The organism is Vibrio sp. B7, from assembly GCF_963888765.1.
Classification (GTDB): Bacteria; Pseudomonadota; Gammaproteobacteria; order Enterobacterales; family Vibrionaceae; genus Vibrio; species Vibrio anguillarum.
This window is the reverse complement of the sequence record NZ_CAWPKR010000012.1, coordinates 18,244-35,837: the sequence shown is the minus strand read 5'-3', so window position 1 is coordinate 35,837 and position 17,594 is coordinate 18,244. Positions and strand designations below refer to the sequence as shown.

13 protein-coding genes are annotated in these 17,594 nt (G+C 43.1%); 8 read left to right on the top strand and 5 right to left on the bottom strand.

Features of this window, described 5'->3' with window-relative positions; translation table 11 throughout:
* The first annotated feature begins 61 nt into the window (after positions 1-61).
* Positions 62-541 carry a DUF4442 domain-containing protein gene (locus AACV32_RS07325; protein ID WP_026028837.1) on the top strand — a complete coding sequence of 160 codons (480 nt, stop codon included), beginning with the start codon at positions 62-64 and terminating at the stop codon, positions 539-541.
* Between the two features lie 14 nt (positions 542-555).
* On the opposite strand, the gene AACV32_RS07320 is transcribed toward AACV32_RS07325, so the two are convergent.
* Entirely contained in the window at positions 556-1,908 is a 1,353-nt protein-coding gene (locus AACV32_RS07320; protein ID WP_017044687.1) for a hypothetical protein, read from the bottom strand.
* A 98-nt stretch (positions 1,909-2,006) separates the two neighbouring features.
* Here AACV32_RS07320 and AACV32_RS07315 point away from each other — a divergent pair, with 98 nt between their 5' ends.
* Entirely contained in the window at positions 2,007-2,840 is an 834-nt protein-coding gene (locus AACV32_RS07315) for a CvfB family protein (protein ID WP_013856923.1), read from the top strand.
* A 204-nt stretch (positions 2,841-3,044) separates the two neighbouring features.
* Here AACV32_RS07315 and rsmF read toward each other — a convergent pair whose 3' ends face one another.
* From rsmF to AACV32_RS07295, 4 genes are all read right to left on the bottom strand, one after another.
* Entirely contained in the window at positions 3,045-4,466 is a 1,422-nt protein-coding gene (gene rsmF / locus AACV32_RS07310; RefSeq protein WP_199485558.1) for a 16S rRNA (cytosine(1407)-C(5))-methyltransferase RsmF, read from the bottom strand.
* A gap of 112 nt (positions 4,467-4,578) precedes the next feature.
* Complete coding sequence (locus tag AACV32_RS07305; protein WP_170895710.1) at positions 4,579-7,218, bottom strand: MlaD family protein; 2,640 nt, start codon at positions 7,216-7,218, stop codon at positions 4,579-4,581.
* The gene (locus AACV32_RS07300) at positions 7,211-8,470 is read right to left on the bottom strand and encodes a paraquat-inducible protein A (RefSeq protein WP_013856919.1); all 1,260 of its coding nucleotides are present in this window, start codon (positions 8,468-8,470) and stop codon (positions 7,211-7,213) included. The genes AACV32_RS07305 and AACV32_RS07300 overlap by 8 nt, the downstream gene beginning before the upstream one ends.
* Before the next feature lie 31 nt (positions 8,471-8,501).
* Positions 8,502-10,298 carry an ABC transporter ATP-binding protein gene (locus tag AACV32_RS07295; RefSeq protein ID WP_013856918.1) on the bottom strand — a complete coding sequence of 599 codons (1,797 nt, stop codon included), beginning with the start codon at positions 10,296-10,298 and terminating at the stop codon, positions 8,502-8,504.
* A 91-nt stretch (positions 10,299-10,389) separates the two neighbouring features.
* Between AACV32_RS07295 and AACV32_RS07290 the strand changes: the two genes are divergently transcribed.
* From AACV32_RS07290 to AACV32_RS07265, 6 genes are all read left to right on the top strand, one after another.
* Positions 10,390-10,863, top strand: coding sequence for a GAF domain-containing protein (locus AACV32_RS07290; protein ID WP_017041971.1), 474 nt, complete (start codon positions 10,390-10,392; stop codon positions 10,861-10,863).
* Positions 10,864-10,962: 99 nt separating this feature from the next.
* The gene (gene proQ / locus AACV32_RS07285; RefSeq protein ID WP_017044692.1) at positions 10,963-11,592 is read left to right on the top strand and encodes an RNA chaperone ProQ; all 630 of its coding nucleotides are present in this window, start codon (positions 10,963-10,965) and stop codon (positions 11,590-11,592) included.
* 17 nt (positions 11,593-11,609) lie between these two features.
* Positions 11,610-13,604, top strand: a complete 1,995-nt coding sequence (gene prc, locus AACV32_RS07280; protein WP_017044693.1) for a carboxy terminal-processing peptidase — start codon at positions 11,610-11,612, stop codon at positions 13,602-13,604.
* 141 nt (positions 13,605-13,745) lie between these two features.
* On the top strand, positions 13,746-14,429 hold the full coding sequence (locus AACV32_RS07275) for a hypothetical protein (protein WP_013856914.1): 684 nt from the start codon (positions 13,746-13,748) through the stop codon (positions 14,427-14,429).
* A 210-nt stretch (positions 14,430-14,639) separates the two neighbouring features.
* Positions 14,640-17,246, top strand: a complete 2,607-nt coding sequence (gene pepN / locus AACV32_RS07270) for an aminopeptidase N (protein ID WP_170895709.1) — start codon at positions 14,640-14,642, stop codon at positions 17,244-17,246.
* 65 nt (positions 17,247-17,311) lie between these two features.
* The gene (locus tag AACV32_RS07265) at positions 17,312-17,530 is read left to right on the top strand and encodes a DUF2835 domain-containing protein (RefSeq protein ID WP_088728837.1); all 219 of its coding nucleotides are present in this window, start codon (positions 17,312-17,314) and stop codon (positions 17,528-17,530) included.
* Positions 17,531-17,594 lie beyond the last annotated feature (64 nt).

Sequence of the window (17,594 nt, the reverse complement as noted above, 5' to 3'; positions counted from 1 at the left end):
TGACATTTCACAGCGTATACCTTGAACTGGTCCGACAACCATATTGAAAAGGTCAAGCCTCATGCTCTCCCCATTAACAAAAGCGAATCTTTACTTAAATCTGTTTGGTTTTTTAAAAGTGCCATTGATTTGGTCCTGCAGGCCAAAGATTTTAGTGTTAAACGAACACTCTGTAGAAATTCGAATTCCACTTAAACGTCGCAATAAAAATCATTTAAATAGTATGTATTTTGGTGTGTTAGCCGTTGGTGCAGACGTAGCGGGCGGTTTTATGGCAATGCATAAAGCACAACAGCGTGGCTCCAAAGTATCGTTGGCGTTTAAAGCGGTTAGTGCGGAGTTTTTAAAAAGGCCGGAGGCGGATGTTCATTTTCATTGCCATGATGGCCAGCTAATAGACAGTATGCTTGATGAAACTATCGCGACCGGAGAGCGGGTCAATCAGACAGTAAAGATCATTGCAACCTGTCCTTCGCTGCATGGTGACGAGCCTATGGCGGAGTTTCATCTTACTTTATCGTTAAAGCGTATTGGTAAATAAGGCCGAATTAGAGACTACTCGCTTAATTCTATCGGTTCAATGTCGACAATCTTATTTCTATTTAAAACAATTTTCCAACGGTAGTAGCGGGGCTCTTCTTTATGGTTATCTTCTTTGATAATCAAGTTGAGCAAGTGCCGTTTTTCTACGGTTTCTCGACTCACTTGACCACCACTTAACTGATAAATGCGATTAGAGCCTTTGTCCATCAAACGGGTAATCGGGCGTAGGTCAATGTGTAAAGTTTCGCGTGTTTCCTCATAGCCACTCATGAAGCGTGAGGTTGACATGGCCGTTTCTGAGCGATAGTGAAGTACCTGTTCCTCCCTTTGAACAATGCGTTTCTTTCGAATTGTTTTGATTCGGTCTGGTAATTTACTCAGGTTGGTATAATCAAGCCATTCAATTTTGTAACCTACAGATTTTCCGGTCGTTGGGTCTATGTAACGACGCTTCCATTTAGGTTTTCCTTTACGGATCCAGCGCCACAGCATATCGCGTAAGTCATCTTTAAAGATCTCGCGTAATGCATAAACAAACGACATAGCGATGATAAAAGAGGCGGTGATTTCCCCCCAATAGTCGCGAGCTGTAATGGCGATGACGGTGACAAACAGCATTACAAGCCCAGTCGCGATGCCTTTTACGGCACGCTTCATGTTATTACCTAAAGAAGTGACGTGTTCATTAAGCACAATGGGATGCTCGATTAAACGGCGTAGTAGGCGCATCTTGTTACTCAGCCGAGTGATGTCTTCCCCTGCCTTTGCCGAGTTGTAATTGTTAAGTTTACGATGTGCCTGTTCTTTTTCAACCAGTGTAATTAGACGCTCTTTGATGGTTTTATATTCACCATCGCGGTTCATGTGTGCGACTAGGGAAAGAAACTTTTGCTCAGTATACCAAGATAAATAGTTATCAATATTGGCGTAATAGCGTTTTAAGCTCTCTTCATAAGGAATGCTGCGGCGCAATCTTTTCAAAATATCTAAAGAGAGTTCAATGACACTATCAACTTCATCTGATGTGACGGTGTCACTCGTTGTATTGAGTTGTACTACAGCTTTATCTAGAGCGATAACATACTGATAAGCAAATAAACTCAAACTGACTCGATACTGAGTAGAAGAGAGATGGCCTCGTTGTGCAAGCCGGCTGTGCACTAAGGGCAGTAACGTTTTATCACTGTAATACGCACGCTCTTGGTGGATGAAGCTATAGTAAAAGTCAGATTCAGGAAGTATTTCGGGTGTTAGACCTAAATCACCGGGAATGAATAGGTAAATGTCTAGATCAAGTTCTTTGCTCTGAGACATGGCATGTGAAATTTTAAGCGTGATGGTATCTTGCTTATCGACATTAACCAAAGAAAGCTCCTGAAAAAATGCTTATTTTTCCCTTGAATGCAGGAAAGGATAACAGAGATCACGTATAATCTCTGCAAAATTGAGGTGAGACATAGTAAATGATTAACGTTGGTCAAATAAACAGTTTAGAAGTCGTAAAGATTGCTGATTTCGGCGTATTTTTGGATGCTGAAGATTTTGGAACCACTTTACTGCCTAAACGATTTACCCCAGATGGGGTTGAATTGGGGCAGAAAATAGACGTATTTTTGTATTTCGATTCAGACAATCAACTTGCCGCGACGACTGAAAAACCGATTGCAAAAGTAGGCGAGTGGGGATTGATGAAAGTTCAGGGTGTGAATAGCACTGGTGTTTTTGTTGATTGGGGTCTGAAGGGTAAAGATTTATTGGTGCCTTACAGCGAACAGCGTGCTCGTTTTAAAGAAGGACAAATGATTTTAGTGTATGTCTACACCGATAAGGCTTCCGGCCGCATCGTAGGCACAACAAAATTCAACAAGTGGCTGGACAAAACCCCTGCAAACTATACGCAGAATCAGCAAGTTGATCTATTAATTGCAGAACACTCAGAACTCGGATACAAGGCCATCATCAATGGCGAGCACTGGGGGATGATTTTCCCATCAGATGTGTTTGGTAAGTTGTTTATTGGTAAGACCTTAAAAGGCTACATCAAAAATATCCGTGAAGATGGAAAAATTGACCTAGCTCTGCAAAAAATTGGCGTAGCAAAAATGGATGAGTTAAGCACTAAGATCATAGAGTTACTTGAGAAAAAGGGTGGTTTTCTTCCATTAAGTGATAAATCGACACCAGAAGCTATTTTTTCGATGTTCCGTACCAGTAAGGGAACCTTCAAGAAGAGTATTGGTGGTTTGTACAAGCAGGGAAAAATTACCATTGGGGAAGATGGAATTCATCTTGTATAGCTGAGGCGTTCACCTCCTGTTGTAATCTATTTTCCTTGACGATAAAAAAAGGCCCAAAACTTTTCCGTTTTTGGGCCTAGGGGAGTGGCTCATTTGAGCCTACGCTAATCATTAAAATAGTCATACTTATGCTTCCCTGTAAGTATAGTTATTATCGCTAGAAGTGCGCGTGTTTTCTAGATTTTTGTCCTATTTTGGGGCACGTTAAAACAAATTTTTATCTTTAACGAGTTCTCTTGGTAAACCATTTTTTATGCGGTTGCCTACCCATTTCCCTAGGCCAATCACATCGTTACCGAGTTTAACCAGCACTTCGCCAGTGCCAGTTTGTAGTGCTGGTCTGACATCTCTGCCCATGTACCAATCTCGCGCTTCTTCAATCGATAGTGTGATGCAGTTTGATTCGTTACCAGTCGCTAACGATGTAGCGACTTGATGTTGCCAGCGATAACCTTTTTTATGTGTTTCAGCGATTTTTATCCCCATGCGAGAGAAGCGGAATTTGCCGAGCATAGGTTCCAGTGCGTTTGGAAATAACCATACATCATTCTCACGTAGCCAGACACTGGTATCATCGGGGATCACAACTTCAAACGTTTTCATGAGTTGATCCGCGATCTCTTGTGTGAGTTTAAGGTTGGCTTTCGCAAAAGGAAATTGACCTAAACGTTTGTTGACTTCAGGGTGGGGTACAGAGCTAAGTTTACGGATTTTTGCAACAAAAAAACCTTCACAATCATAAGTTTGAGGGAATATATGCAAGAACCCTTCGTCTGTAATAGCTGCTTTTGCATCCTCAAACAATGAAATAAGGGAAACAAATTCAACTGATTGTGGATATTTTTCTTGTAGATGCAAGCACACTTGTTGGTTCTCTTCTGTACTCAATGTACAGGTTGAGTAGACCATCACACCGCCGGGCTTTAAAGCTTGAAACGCACTTTCAATCAAATCTTTTTGTGTTGTGGAAATCGACAATACAGATTCTTTACTCCAGTTTTTCATCGCATCAGGATCTTTACGGATGGTACCTTCTCCTGAGCATGGAGCATCTATTAACACCGCATCAAATTGTTCCGGTAACCAACCGCCAAAGACTCGACCATCAAAATTGCTCAGTGCACTGTTGCGTACACCGCAGCGTTCGATATTAGCATGCAGCACTTTAACACGGCTGGCTGAAAATTCGTTGGCGACTAATACGCCTTCATTTTCCATACACGCCGCAATTTGCGTTGTTTTTGAACCCGGAGCCGCCGCCATGTCGAGTACTGAATTGAACGATTCATCGCCAGTGAAAAGAGCGGACACTGGCATCATAGAACTGGCTTCTTGAATGTAAAAAAGCCCTGCCATATGTTCGGCGGTATTACCTAAAGGTACGACAGACTCATCGGCTTCAATCCAAAAACCCGTATTACACCAAGGCACTGGTGATAAAGCCCACCCTTTTTCTACGGCGCGTTGACAAAAACTATCGACAGAGATTTTTAGCGTGTTGACTCGAATACTTTTACGCAAAGGACGCTGGCAAGCTGCAATAAAATCACTCATCGTTAGATGTGTGGGCAGTATCGCTTCAATTGTCGCAAGAAAAGGTTCAGGTAGGGTTATATTGGCGTGCAAAGCAGTATCTCGTCTGGGAGTTGAGGCCGGATTATATAAGAATCGTGATGAGATCAAAATAATAAAAAATGCAGCCGATCAGCTGCATTTTATAAGAATCAAGGTTAACCCTTTAAGGTTTTGGTATGGCTGTTCGCCATTGGCGCCATTCTGGTTTGGCTTCAGGATATAAGTAAAATGCTTGGCCTTGTTTAGCTATAGGCTGTAGCTGTTTTTGCTCTGGAGTGGCAAATGTAATTCCGCCTTTCATGATGCTATCTAACGTGCCTGCTTTTATATTTGCACCAGATAAACCGATGGATACATCGACGCCAGAAGTGTTCCAAAATACGCTATTGCTGCGAACCAGATAAGCGAACTCTTTTTGGATTTCAATGGTAAACATGACGCGGTCTGCAAAGTCTCCTAGAGCAACATGGGTTACTTTGCCCACTTCCATTTCACGGTAGAGAACCGGGCTATCTTCAGTCACTGATCCTCGTGTTTCACTTTGTAAGGTGAATTCAATACCGAGTGCTTGTTGTGGCTGTTTTTCTAGTTCAAATTGATACTGCACATCGCCAAACCCAGGTTGGACCTCAATGCTGGAACTGAGTAAGTTTTGCAGATTTTCAACACCATTGAAGCCAATCTTAGTTTTCGCTACCCAAAAGTGAGAGCCATTTCTGGCAATGCCTAATGCGTAGCTAGGCTCAATTCTCGCTTGGAGTGTAACTTGGTTTGTCTTGAAATTAGGTGTTACAGAAACAACCTCTCCCACAGTGATATTGTTATATTTGATGGATGTTCCTAGCGTAACGCCAAAGGATGAATCGGCCGTTAAGATGATTTCTTGGCCCGCCTTACGTGCTTGATCGTAGCTGTCATAGAGCTTCCACAAATTCTGATCTTTGTTATCAATACCTTGCAACGAATCAAATGCAATGCCTCCTTGAATTAAAGTTTTTAAAGGAGCGGCTTTGACTTTTACGCTTGCAAGTGTTGCATTAATTTCGACGCCAGAACGGTTCCAAAAAACAGTTTGATTCGTAATCAGATGGCGATATTGATTCTCTATTTTGACCTCGATTTTTACACCTTCTTTAGTGAGCTTAAAGCCAAAAACACTGCCTACTTGAAGATTACGGTATAGGAGCGGGCTGCCCGGATTGATGGGAGGAAGCTCGTCGGCAAAAAGAGTCAGTGTCTGTGAGCCGCTTTGATTATATTTTGCAAGCTCAGCTAAGGATTTACTTTGATATAGCGGGTACTCATTACTCGCATTTTCAGCGCCTTCGCTGATGAAACTGATTGAGCCGGCGAGCAGTTGTTTGGCAGGAGGGATCGAAACATTAAGGCCTGATTCGGTGAGCTCTGCGGTGGCCGAGCCTGTAATGTAAAAACGATTCTGTGAGCGTATGAGTGATGTGTACTCTTCATCAATCAGCGTATTGAGCACAACACTGTCTTGCTGCAACTTTACGTCAATTACTGAACCTACCGCGATGCCTCGATACAAAATCTGGCTGCCCACATTTAAGCCATATGAGCTTTCAGCTGTAAGTTTGATAGCAATTGATTTTGCTTGTGACTGATTAAATTCAAATTGGCGAATAGCAGTGAAACTTCTGGCCTTTTCGCCCTTGCCAGGAATGAGTGTCAAGTAATTCCCTTTGATCAAATTACCGATGTTCTCAACTCCAGAGAGTGAGACTTTGGCCTCTTCCAACACAAAACGGCTTCCCGAATTGAGCATATCGCTAAAAGCCGGTTGGATAGCAGCAGAGGCGATGATCTGTTGGTGACTTTTACTGAGCTGCAATTCAGTGATTTGACCGACTTCTATTCCTCGGTAAATGATGGGGGCACCAGTTTGGTTAATATTATGCTGATCGGGTAGGGTGATTTTCACAGGGATACCACGTCCTGCGGTTTTTAAATCGCGATAGAGACTAAATTGGGTATTTTGTTCAACAGGCTCCCCACCGTCCGGTGAATCGACGGCAATTGAACCACCGATTAATGCACTTAAACTTTCTAAGCGGACGTCAACACCTTCAAAGCCAATGCTTGCACCAACACCGCTGACATTCCAAAAACGGCTTTCATTTGTAATAATGTGGCGATACTCGTCTTTTATCGAGGCTTGAATGAGTACCGACTTTGCATCGTCATCGAGTTTGTAGTTAAACACTTCACCAATCGGAATTTTTTTATAGACGATTTGTGAGCCAACAGAAATACCTCCGAGATCGCGAGCCTTTAGAGAAATGATAAGCCCTTGACTAGGCAGTAGATCAGAAGGTGCACCATCTAAAGCACTAAACACTTTATCGTGTTCAGCTGAACTATTTTCGTTACCCGGTTGAATCGCAATATAGTTTCCTGAAACCAACGCATCTAAACCTGAAACGCCAGATAAACTGGCCGTTGGCTTCACTAACCAAAAGCGGGTATTGTCATTGAGTAACTGAGTAGCTTCTGGATAAATATCGGCTTCCACATAGATGTTTTCTAATCCTTCGGACAGTTTAATATCTCTTACCATGCCGACTTCGAGCCCTTGGTAGCGAATTGTTGTTCGCCCTGCGACTAAGCCTTGTGCGTCCGAAAAATAGATCTGGATTCGTTCGCCAGCATCGTGAATGGCTTTAACGACTAACCAACCTGCGAGCGCCATGGTGAGTATGGGCAGTATCCACAAAGGTGAGATGCCCCTGTTTCGCTTAACATCGGGAGTGTATGAGGGCTGGCTTGAAATTTGTTTACTCATGTGAAGGCTCGTTTTGGTCTGCGATTTCTGGGTAATTATCCCAGATGAGTCTTGGGTCCATACTTTCCGTGGCGAGCATGGTGAGTACAACCACCAAGCCAAAGGCAACGGCTCCATAACCGGGAGTGAAGTCGAGAATTTGACCGCGATCAACCAGTGTCAACATAATTGAGATGACAAACAGATCCATTACCGACCATTTGCCGATCCATTTAATCGCGAAATAAATGTTCATTCTCTGACGGTGGTAAACCGTTCGCTTAAATTTAATCGCCAGTAATAGATAGGTCAGGCCGAATATTTTTACAATAGGCACGATTATACTGGCCACAAAAATGATGATTGCAATTCCGACCATACCACTATTAATCAGTGACGCAACACCAGAGAAAATGGTGTCTTCTAATCGCTGTCCGTTGGTAATTAAAATCGATATTGGAATCAGGTTCGCGGGGAAAATAGCGACACTTGCTGCAATTAAATAGGCCCAAGTTCGTTGTATCGAGTTGGGTTTCCGGTGATATAATTTTTGCGCGCAACGCACGCAGTGCGTATTTTCTGGTTGTGAAAGATGGCAATGGTGGCAATGCACCTCTTTACGCTCGAAGGCATATTGATTCTCTGGCTGCCACGCTTGCCAATAGCGCCTTACGCTAACTCGAGTCGCTAGCAATACGGTTGCCAGTTGCAGCAAAACTAAACCATACAACCCCACACCGATAAAAATGTCGGAATAATCTTGAAGTTTAAAACAAGATACCGCCACGCTGACTAAAAAAACATCGAGCATTACCCATGCTTTTAATCGCTGAATAATGATCAGTGAGCCACGCAGTAGATGAAACCATCGATAACGCAAGGCGATATGAGCGGTCACTACGGAACCACACACTAAAAGTGGCGCAATAGAGCTGCAAAATAGCACCAATAAAGCGAGCGCTCCAAAGCCCTCTTCAGCCAGCGCAAAGACACCGGATGGCAAGGTGGCGGGGATCATCACCCCAACCAAGCGAATACTGATGAATTCAAAAAAATGAGAGGGGATAAACAGTAACAAGCAAGTGATGGCGACGGCTAAATCCCCAGATAAAGAGGGAGATCCACCGCGGTACAGTTGGGTACCGCAGCGTGGACAATAGGCACTTTTTCCATGCTCAACCTCGACGAGATCAACGGCCAATTCACAGCCGTGACACAACCTCACGCCGTTAGGTGATTGTGGATGTTGAATAAGCGCTGAATGTTGAGACAAACAATCATCCTAATTTATTGTTACCCAATCACTAAACGTACGATTGGAGATTTCCATAAAGGGTCTGATATAACCCATCTTGCTCGACTAATTCTCGATGCGTACCCATTTGGCTAACTTGACCATCTTCCAGCACGTAAATTATATCGGCTTGTTTCACTGCCGAAAGGCGGTGCGCAACAATTAAAGTAGTTCGACCTTTCAAAAATCCAGTCAGAGCATTGTGCAATGCCGCTTCAGTTACCGTATCTAACGCGGATGTTGCTTCATCCAAAATAACAAATTTAGGATTGCTCAGTACCATCCGAGCGATGGCTAAACGTTGACGTTGTCCGCCCGACAAGCGAATACCATTTCGGCCAACTAGCGTTTCTAAACCGTCACTGAGATTCGCAGTCACATCATCCAGTTGTGCAATATGCAGCGCTTGCCATAATTCCTCTTCTGCATATTGACCGCCGAGGGTCAAATTATGCCTTAAGGTGTCGTTGAATAGTATAGGTTGTTGTAATACCACGGCAATGTTATCGCGAATAATATCAAAACTTATCTCTTCAGTGGTCGCACCATTAAAACGGATCTGCCCGGAATTGGGCTGATACACACCAATTAACAGTTGGATCAACGTGGATTTCCCACCACCACTTGCGCCAACCAACGCAACTTTTTTACCCGCCGGAATCGTGAGCGAGAGATCGTTGAGCACACTCTTTTCACTATCGTAGGCAAAATTAACGTGAGAAACCTCAACATCGACCTGGCGGTTATCTGTGAATGGGTTAATTTTGCAAATAGGGCGAGGCTCTTCCTCCAGTGCAAGCAGATCATTAATGCGATGAAAGGCCGCCTTTGCACTGTACCAAGAAAATTGAATACTCAGCAGCTCTTGCACTGGGCCTAACATAAACCACAAATAACCGAAAACGGCGAAAATTTGCCCTATGGTCAAGTCGCTAAAAACCACCATCAGCATCGCGACCGCTCTAAATAGCTCAAAACCAAGTAAAAATAGGAGAAATGAGACGCGCCCTGCAGCCTCTGATTGCCATGCATATTTGTCTGCATTCTCTCGGACTTGGTTGGCTTGCTGCTTAAGTTCATTGAGAAACTCTCGCTCTTTATTAGCGGCACGCAATTGATAAATGCCATCTAATGTTTCGACTAGCCGATTTTGAAAGCGTTCATACGCTTGGTTTTCTCGCTTTTTCAGATGCTTAACTTTGCTTCCGAGTTTACGTGAAAAGTAAATCACAATCGGGTTGACCAATAAAATAAACAGCCCTAAACGCCACTCAAGCCAGAGTAGAACACCTGCTGTGCCTAACACGGTCAGTAGGCTGATGATAAATTTACTGAGTGTGCTGCCTATGAATTGATCAATGGTTTCGATGTCGGTGATTAAGTGAGCATTAATACCACCACTGCCTTTGGTTTCGTACTGCCTGATACTGATCCGTCCTAATTTATCAATCATTTTGCAGCGCATTTGGTAAGTGATGGTTTTGGACACCAAAGTAAATTGACGGCTTTGAAGTATGTTGAGCGCTTGGCTGACGCTACGCATCAAGACCACTAGCAATAACGTGAGTGCAATATAGCCTGTTGGGTTTTGCATCGATGTCGGTAGAATAGTATTCATCATCGCCAAACCAGAAGCGGGTTTATTCAGCAGAACTTCGTCGACCATTAATGGCATTAATAGTGGAATAGGGACACTAACCAGCGTTGCAATAACCGCGATCGCATTGGCAAATAGAAGTGTAGGTCGATGTTTTTTTACTTGTTTTATTACCCAAGAGCGGCTAATAGTGTCATTGGAATTAGTCATTATGATGAGAATGCATCCTATTTATCGTGTGAGAAATTGTACGCTGTTCAAAAATAGATGTCTTCCGTTTTCAAAAGGTCGTTGAGTTTATATGAACATAGAAGAATACCGCCGTCTTACCAAGCAGGCGGTGGCACTGGTTGAATCTGAAACGGATTTAATCGCTAATCTTGCCAATTTGAGCGCCTTATTTAACATGGAGCTTGAAGATCTTAACTGGGTGGGTTTTTACCTAATAAAAGAAGAGCAACTGGTTCTCGGTCCCTTTCAAGGAAAACCAGCTTGTGTACGCATCCCCTTAGGAAAAGGTGTGTGTGGTACTGCGGCGGCGACTAACCGTATACAACGTGTTTATGATGTCCATGAGTTTGCTGGTCACATTGCTTGCGATGCTGCGAGCAATTCTGAGTTGGTGGTGCCATTTTCTATCAATGGCCAAGTGGTGGGAGTATTGGATATTGATAGCCCAACAATTGGCCGTTTTTCTGAAATTGATGAGAAAGGGATGGCAGAATTAATGATTGAGATAGAAAAGCTGCTCAATTCACACGCTAACAAGGCATAAATTGGTCATTGCCTGTGGTTTTTCGCATTTAGGTCACTATAATACCGAACATATTTATCTTAATGCCTCGCGGAAAGACCGCATAAACCAGGAATCCTCATGGAAAACACTGAAAAGTTAAAAAACAGCAAAGAAGTTATTGCGTACATTGCTGAATGTTTCCCTAAGTGCTTTACTTTAGAAGGTGAAGCAAAGCCTTTGAAAATTGGTATTTTTCAAGATCTTGCTGAACGCCTAAACGAAGACTCAAAAGTAAGTAAAACACAGCTGCGTGCTGCGTTAAGACAATACACGTCGTCATGGCGTTATCTACATGGTGTTAAACTAGGTGCAACTCGTGTTGACCTTGATGGCAACCCATGTGGAGAGTTAGAAGAAGAACATGTAGAGCACGCACAAGCAGCATTGGCAGAAAGTAAAGCTCGAGTACAGGCTCGTCGTAAAGAGCAAGGACAAAAAGCACGCGAAGAGGCAAAAGCGAAGCAACCAAAAGCGAAAAAGCCTCAAGCACAAGCTCGTCGTCCTCAAGCGAAAGCGCCAAAAGCTGAAAAACCTGTCGAGACGCGCGCTTTAAATGCTGATGAAATGATCACTGGCAAACAAGTGAACGTAAACATGGGTAAAGGAAACATGGCTGCGACCATTGTTGAAGTTAATAAGGAAGATGTGCGCGTTCAACTTGTCAACGGCCTACAAATGGTTGTGAAAGCGGAGCACTTGCGCGCATAAAGGAGAAATTCCTACGCATGAAATGCCGTTCAAAATTAACGTTGATCGCTGCTGGCCTATGGCTAGCAGCGTCATCCGTTCAGGCCTTAGAAGCCACTCTTAGCAAAGAAGATTTACCTCTTCTTGCCCCAGAAATGCAGCATGAAACGGCGAGTAAGCGTGTGACTTCCCGTTTTACTCGTTCTCATTACAAACACTTCAACTTGAATGACGATTTCTCGCAAGCTATCTTCAATCGTTATCTCGAACTGCTCGACTACAACCGCAATATCTTTACTCAGAGCGATATTGATTCCTTTCATACGTGGTCGACACAACTTGATGATCAACTCAAGGCTGGCAATAACCAAATTGCATTTGATGTTTATAACTTATCAATGCAAAAGCGCTTTGAGCGTTTTCAATATGCGCTTTCTCTGCTCGACAAAGAAATTACATTTGAAGCCGATGAATCGATGGAACTTGATCGCTCAAAAGCAGCTTGGCCGAAAGATAAAACCGAGCTCGATAAGTTATGGCAGCAACGTGTCAAATATGATGCACTGAACTTAAAGCTTACGGGTAAAGAGTGGCCGGAAATTAAAGAAACGCTAGGCAAGCGTTATAATAACGCGATCAAACGTCTGTCTCAGACCCACAGCGAAGATGTATTTCAGCTTTATATGAATGCTTTTGCGCGTGAAGTTGATCCGCATACTAGTTATCTCTCTCCACGTAATGCCGAGCAGTTCCAATCAGAAATGAATCTTTCACTGGAAGGGATTGGTGCTGTACTGCAAATGACCGACGACTACACCATCATTCGTTCGTTAGTTGCGGGTGGTCCTGCCTCAAATAGCAAGCAGTTGGGTGAAGGCGATCGTATCATTGGTGTGGGCCAAGATGGCAAAGAGATGGTTGATGTTATCGGCTGGCGTCTAGATGATGTCGTACAACTGATCAAAGGCCCGAAAGGCACTAAGGTGAAGTTGCAAGTTTTGCCGGAAGGTAAAGACGCTAAAAGTCACGTTGTCACTATTGTTCGAGACAAAATTCGTTTAGAAGATCGAGCGGTTAAATCAAAAATCATCGAGAAAAATGGCAAGAAAATCGGCGTGCTTGAAGTCCCTAGCTTCTATGTCGGTTTAGCGCAAGACACGGACAAATTGCTGACTGAACTGAAGCAGAAAAAAGTGGATGGCGTGATCGTCGATTTACGTAATAACGGTGGGGGTGCATTAACGGAAGCGACGGCATTATCCGGCTTATTTATTGAAAGCGGCCCGGTTGTGCAAGTTCGCGATAGCTATGGACGAGTAAACGTTAATAGTGACACGGATGGAAAAATCAGTTATCAGGGTCCTATGACGGTATTGGTGAATCGCTACAGCGCATCAGCCTCAGAAATTTTTGCAGCGGCAATGCAAGATTATGGACGAGCGATCATTGTTGGCGAAAACTCATTCGGTAAGGGAACGGTTCAACAGCATCGCTCGTTGAATCATATCTACGACTTGTTTGATAAAGAATTAGGCTACGTTCAATATACGATTCAGAAATTTTATCGTATTGATGGTGGTAGTACGCAGAATAAAGGTGTTGTGCCTGATATTGCGTTACCCACTGCGATTGAAGCAAAAGATACCGGTGAGAGCGTTGAACCTAATGCACTTCCTTGGGATCAAATTGAGCGAGCTAAATACGACAAGTTACAAGCTAATGAAAAACTGATTGCTAAGTTATCTGCGCAGCATCAAGCTCGTATTGCCAACGATATGGAGTTCGGTTTCATTAACGAGGATATTGCAAAGTATAAAGCAGAGAAAGATGACAACACAATTTCTCTCAATGAATCTGTGCGTAAGCAAGAGAGTGACAAGGCAGATGAATTGCGTTTGGCGCGGATTAACATGCGACAAGCCGCCAATGGTTTGAAGCCCTATAAAACCTTGCAAGATGTGCCTAAAGATTATGAAGCTCCAGATGTTTATTTAGAAGAAGCAGTGGCGATCACTGTTGATATGCTAAATTAGCAACCAGTAGCAATGAAAAGCGAGCCTTAGTGCTCGCTTTTTTGATCTTATTTAAACCAAATAAATAACGTGATACAGATCAAACATTTCGCTTTATCGTACAACCGGTTCTAAGCTTAAGAAAAAAGCGAGGAGCGTGTTATGAAATGGATAAGCATCATTTTTACCTGCATTGTTCTTATCAGCACCAGTGCGGCACAAAGTCAAAGTAGTGGTACGCAGACTCATCAAGACTTAACTCAGTTTGATCTCCCTTTTTTACTTGGTGATTGGTACCTACTTAACCCCAATCCTGACACTTCTTCCGATGATTTTCGTTCTATTAAACTGACCTTGGAATCGAATTATCGTTTCAAGATCGATATTCAAAAGAAAAATTATAATGTGGAGCACTGGGAGGGTGAATTTGACGCCAGCGATAACAGCTTGATTTTGGGGCTTAATTCATCGCAACCTCAAGTTTATCAATACCAAGTGAACCACAACATGCTCAACTTAAACGGCATTATGTTCACTAAAGCTTTACCAAATGCGTTGGCAGGGGTGTGGTCTAGCAAACGGATATTTGGTGAAGATGCGATAGCAACCGACATTAACCAACTTGATCTCGTTTTACAGCCGGATTTTGTATTTATGTTCAGAGTAAGTGGTGCTAATGGTAACGAATCGATCCATAAAGGGGTGTACTACACAGAAGGTGATCATTTGGTGCTCCTTTATGAAGACGGAGAACATGATACCCGCTATACGCTTGTTAGCGATATGTTAACTTTAGAAGTGGAGAATGGTTCCATGTCGGCTGTTTTAGCGCGAGTAAATCCGTAGTCTTGCAATCTTCTATCATAAGAAAGGCAATGAGTGAAATCTGTTGATATATGGGTAAATTGTCAGCGAAATAACGGGGTATTTGTCTAAAATGCCTCGTTTTTCGGTTTGAGGGGTTGTTATTAATGATAACAAGCCTTAGATCTATAGCCATCTTACTGAATGTTTATCAAAAACGTCACATTTCACTCCGTCAACAAGGATTCCGACATGGCTCATACACCTCAAGCCAAGTATCGCAAAGATTATCAATCTCCATCACATACCATTACGGATCTCGAATTAACATTCGATCTCTTTGATAGCAACACCACAGTGACTGCCGTTTCTCACGTTAAGCAGCAAAAAGAGAATAACCAATTGGTGCTGGATGGTGAAAACCTTGAGCTGAAATCGCTCAAAGTGAATGGCACCGAATGGCAAGATTTTCAGCTGCTTGAAAGCGGGCTCTCGATCTCATCATTACCTCAAGAGTTTGAATTGGAGATCGTGACACTGATTAACCCTGAAGCGAATACTGCACTAGAAGGGTTATACAAATCGGGTGGTGCGTTCTGTACGCAGTGTGAAGCGGAAGGTTTCCGTCGCATCACTTACTTCCTCGATCGTCCAGACGTTCTTGCAAAATACACAACGACCGTGATTGCTGACAAAAAAGATTACCCATTTTTATTAAGTAACGGTAACCGTATCGAACATGGCGATCTCGCAGAAGGGCGTCATTGGGTGAAGTGGCAAGATCCACATCCAAAACCTGCTTACTTATTTGCTCTCGTTGCGGGTGATTTTGACGTATTACGTGATCAATATAAAACCAAGTCTGGTCGCGATGTTGCCCTCGAGATTTTTGTTGATAAAGGTAACCTCGACCGCGCTTCTCATGCGATGACATCACTTATCAACGCAATGAAGTGGGACGAAGAACGCTTCGGTTTAGAGTATGATCTCGACATCTACATGATCGTTGCCGTTGACTTTTTCAACATGGGTGCGATGGAGAATAAAGGGCTCAACATTTTTAATTCTAAGTTTGTGTTAGCCAATGAAAAAACCGCTACTGATACTGATTATTTAGGTATTGAAGCGGTGATTGGCCACGAATATTTCCATAACTGGACTGGTAACCGCGTCACTTGTCGTGATTGGTTCCAATTAAGCTTAAAAGAAGGCCTAACGGTATTCCGTGACCAAGAATTTTCGTCTGATTTAGGGTCGAGAGCGGTGAATCGCATTAATAATGTGCGCATTATTCGCGGGCCACAATTTGCGGAAGATGCCAGCCCAATGTCACACTCAATTCGTCCCGATAAAGTGATAGAAATGAATAACTTCTATACATTAACTGTCTATGAAAAGGGCAGTGAAGTGATTCGTATGATGCATACGTTATTGGGTGAAACGAATTTCCAAAAAGGAATGAAGCTCTATTTTGAGCGTCATGATGGCACTGCCGCTACCTGCGAAGATTTTGTAGCAGCGATGGAAGATGCTTCAGGCGTCGATCTTACCCAATTCCGTTTATGGTATAGCCAATCTGGTACACCGATTGTTTCAGTGAGCACTGAATATGACGCACAACAGAAAACCTATGCCTTAACCGTAGAGCAAACAACCGAACCAACGCACGAGCAAAAAGAGAAAGCAGCGCTGCATATTCCTTTTGATGTTGAGTTATACACCGCTCATGGTGATGTAATTGAGTTACAATGTAACGGAAAGCGAATCTCTAATGTACTGAACGTAACACAGGCCAAGCAGACCTTCGTGTTTGAAAATGTGCCAGAGAAACCGATCCCTTCCTTGTTGCGCGAATTTTCAGCACCAGTGAAACTGGAGTATGACTACAGTGATGATGAGCTTATCTTCTTGATGGTCAATGCTCGTAACGAATTTGCTCGCTGGGATGCAGGCCAAATGTTGTTAGCCAAATATATCCGTAGCAATGTGTTTGGAGTGCAGTCGGGTAAGGCGGCGGATTTGCCAGAATCGGTAGTTGATGCATTCCGTGGTGTGTTACTTAGTGAGGCTCTAGAGCCTGCTTTTATTGCGGAAATGCTCTCATTACCTAGCCATAATGAGGTTTCAGGTTGGTATAAACGTGTGGATGTTGATGCCATAGCGACCGTACTTAAAGCGATGAAAGTACAGCTTGCTAACGCATTGCAAGACGAGCTCAATGCGGTTTACCACAGTTTAAAACAGACAGCATACAGCATTGAACACAGTGCAATTGGTGAACGAGCATTGCGCAATACTTGCCTTGCTTATTTAGCTTATACCGACCAAGGCAATGATTTGGTGCTGGCTCAGTATCACAGCGCCAACAACATGACTGACACCATCGCCGCTATGAGCGCTGCGAATAGTGCACAGCTTATGTGCCGTCAAGCACTGATGGATGATTACAGCAATAAATGGAAACACGATGGATTGGTGATGGATAAATGGTTTGCACTGCAAGGGACTAACCCCGCGCCAAGTGTTTTGGATACCATTCAACAAACCATGAAACATGAAGCATTTAGCTTAAAAAATCCAAATCGTACTCGCAGTTTAATTGGTTCATTCCTCAGCGCAAACCCAGTTAATTTCCATGCAAAATCGGGTGAGGGATACCGTTTTGCAGGGCAGATACTGCGTGAACTCAATGATAGTAACCCCCAAGTTGCGTCGCGTTTAATTGATCCTTTACTTAAATTCAGGCTCTACGATGAAACTCGTCAAGCAATGATGAAATCGGAGTTGGAGACTTTGAAGTCAATGGATAATTTAGCTCGGGATCTCTTTGAAAAAGTAACAAAAGCGCTCGAATCTTAAGGATCTTAACTCTACTAAGAGCGAGGTGATAGATATGTCTCCTCGCTCTATTTTGGTTAACGGCTATGAAGCAATACTATTTTACTCTCAATATTTCTTATCAAACTTACTTAGCGCACTATTCTGGTGTAGCAAGCTCTGTACACGTCTACACAGATCAAGGTTTACGCCTTCAGCTACCCGCATCTCGATTTCGTCCATTTCTTAGCCAAATTGGAGTAAAAGGTCGATTTCGGCTGACAACTGACCAAAATAACAAGTTTGTAAAGTTAGAAACTCTGTGAGCTGCTGATTTTCTAGATATTTAAATAGGAATCTTAATCACATTCTCAAACATTTCACCTCAGA

What these genes read in the sequence shown, in the direction of transcription:
- AACV32_RS07325 (WP_026028837.1), top strand. Translation starts at nt 62, where the DNA reads ATGCTCTCCCCATTAACAAAAGCGAATCTTTACTTAAATCTGTTTGGT.
- AACV32_RS07315 (WP_013856923.1), top strand. Translation starts at nt 2,007, where the DNA reads ATGATTAACGTTGGTCAAATAAACAGTTTAGAAGTCGTAAAGATTGCT.
- AACV32_RS07305 (WP_170895710.1), bottom strand. Translation starts at nt 7,218, where the DNA reads ATGAGTAAACAAATTTCAAGCCAGCCCTCATACACTCCCGATGTTAAG.
- AACV32_RS07295 (WP_013856918.1), bottom strand. Translation starts at nt 10,298, where the DNA reads ATGACTAATTCCAATGACACTATTAGCCGCTCTTGGGTAATAAAACAA.
- AACV32_RS07290 (WP_017041971.1), top strand. Translation starts at nt 10,390, where the DNA reads ATGAACATAGAAGAATACCGCCGTCTTACCAAGCAGGCGGTGGCACTG.
- proQ (WP_017044692.1), top strand. Translation starts at nt 10,963, where the DNA reads ATGGAAAACACTGAAAAGTTAAAAAACAGCAAAGAAGTTATTGCGTAC.
- prc (WP_017044693.1), top strand. Translation starts at nt 11,610, where the DNA reads ATGAAATGCCGTTCAAAATTAACGTTGATCGCTGCTGGCCTATGGCTA.
- AACV32_RS07275 (WP_013856914.1), top strand. Translation starts at nt 13,746, where the DNA reads ATGAAATGGATAAGCATCATTTTTACCTGCATTGTTCTTATCAGCACC.
- pepN (WP_170895709.1), top strand. Translation starts at nt 14,640, where the DNA reads ATGGCTCATACACCTCAAGCCAAGTATCGCAAAGATTATCAATCTCCA.
- AACV32_RS07265 (WP_088728837.1), top strand. Translation starts at nt 17,312, where the DNA reads ATGAAGCAATACTATTTTACTCTCAATATTTCTTATCAAACTTACTTA.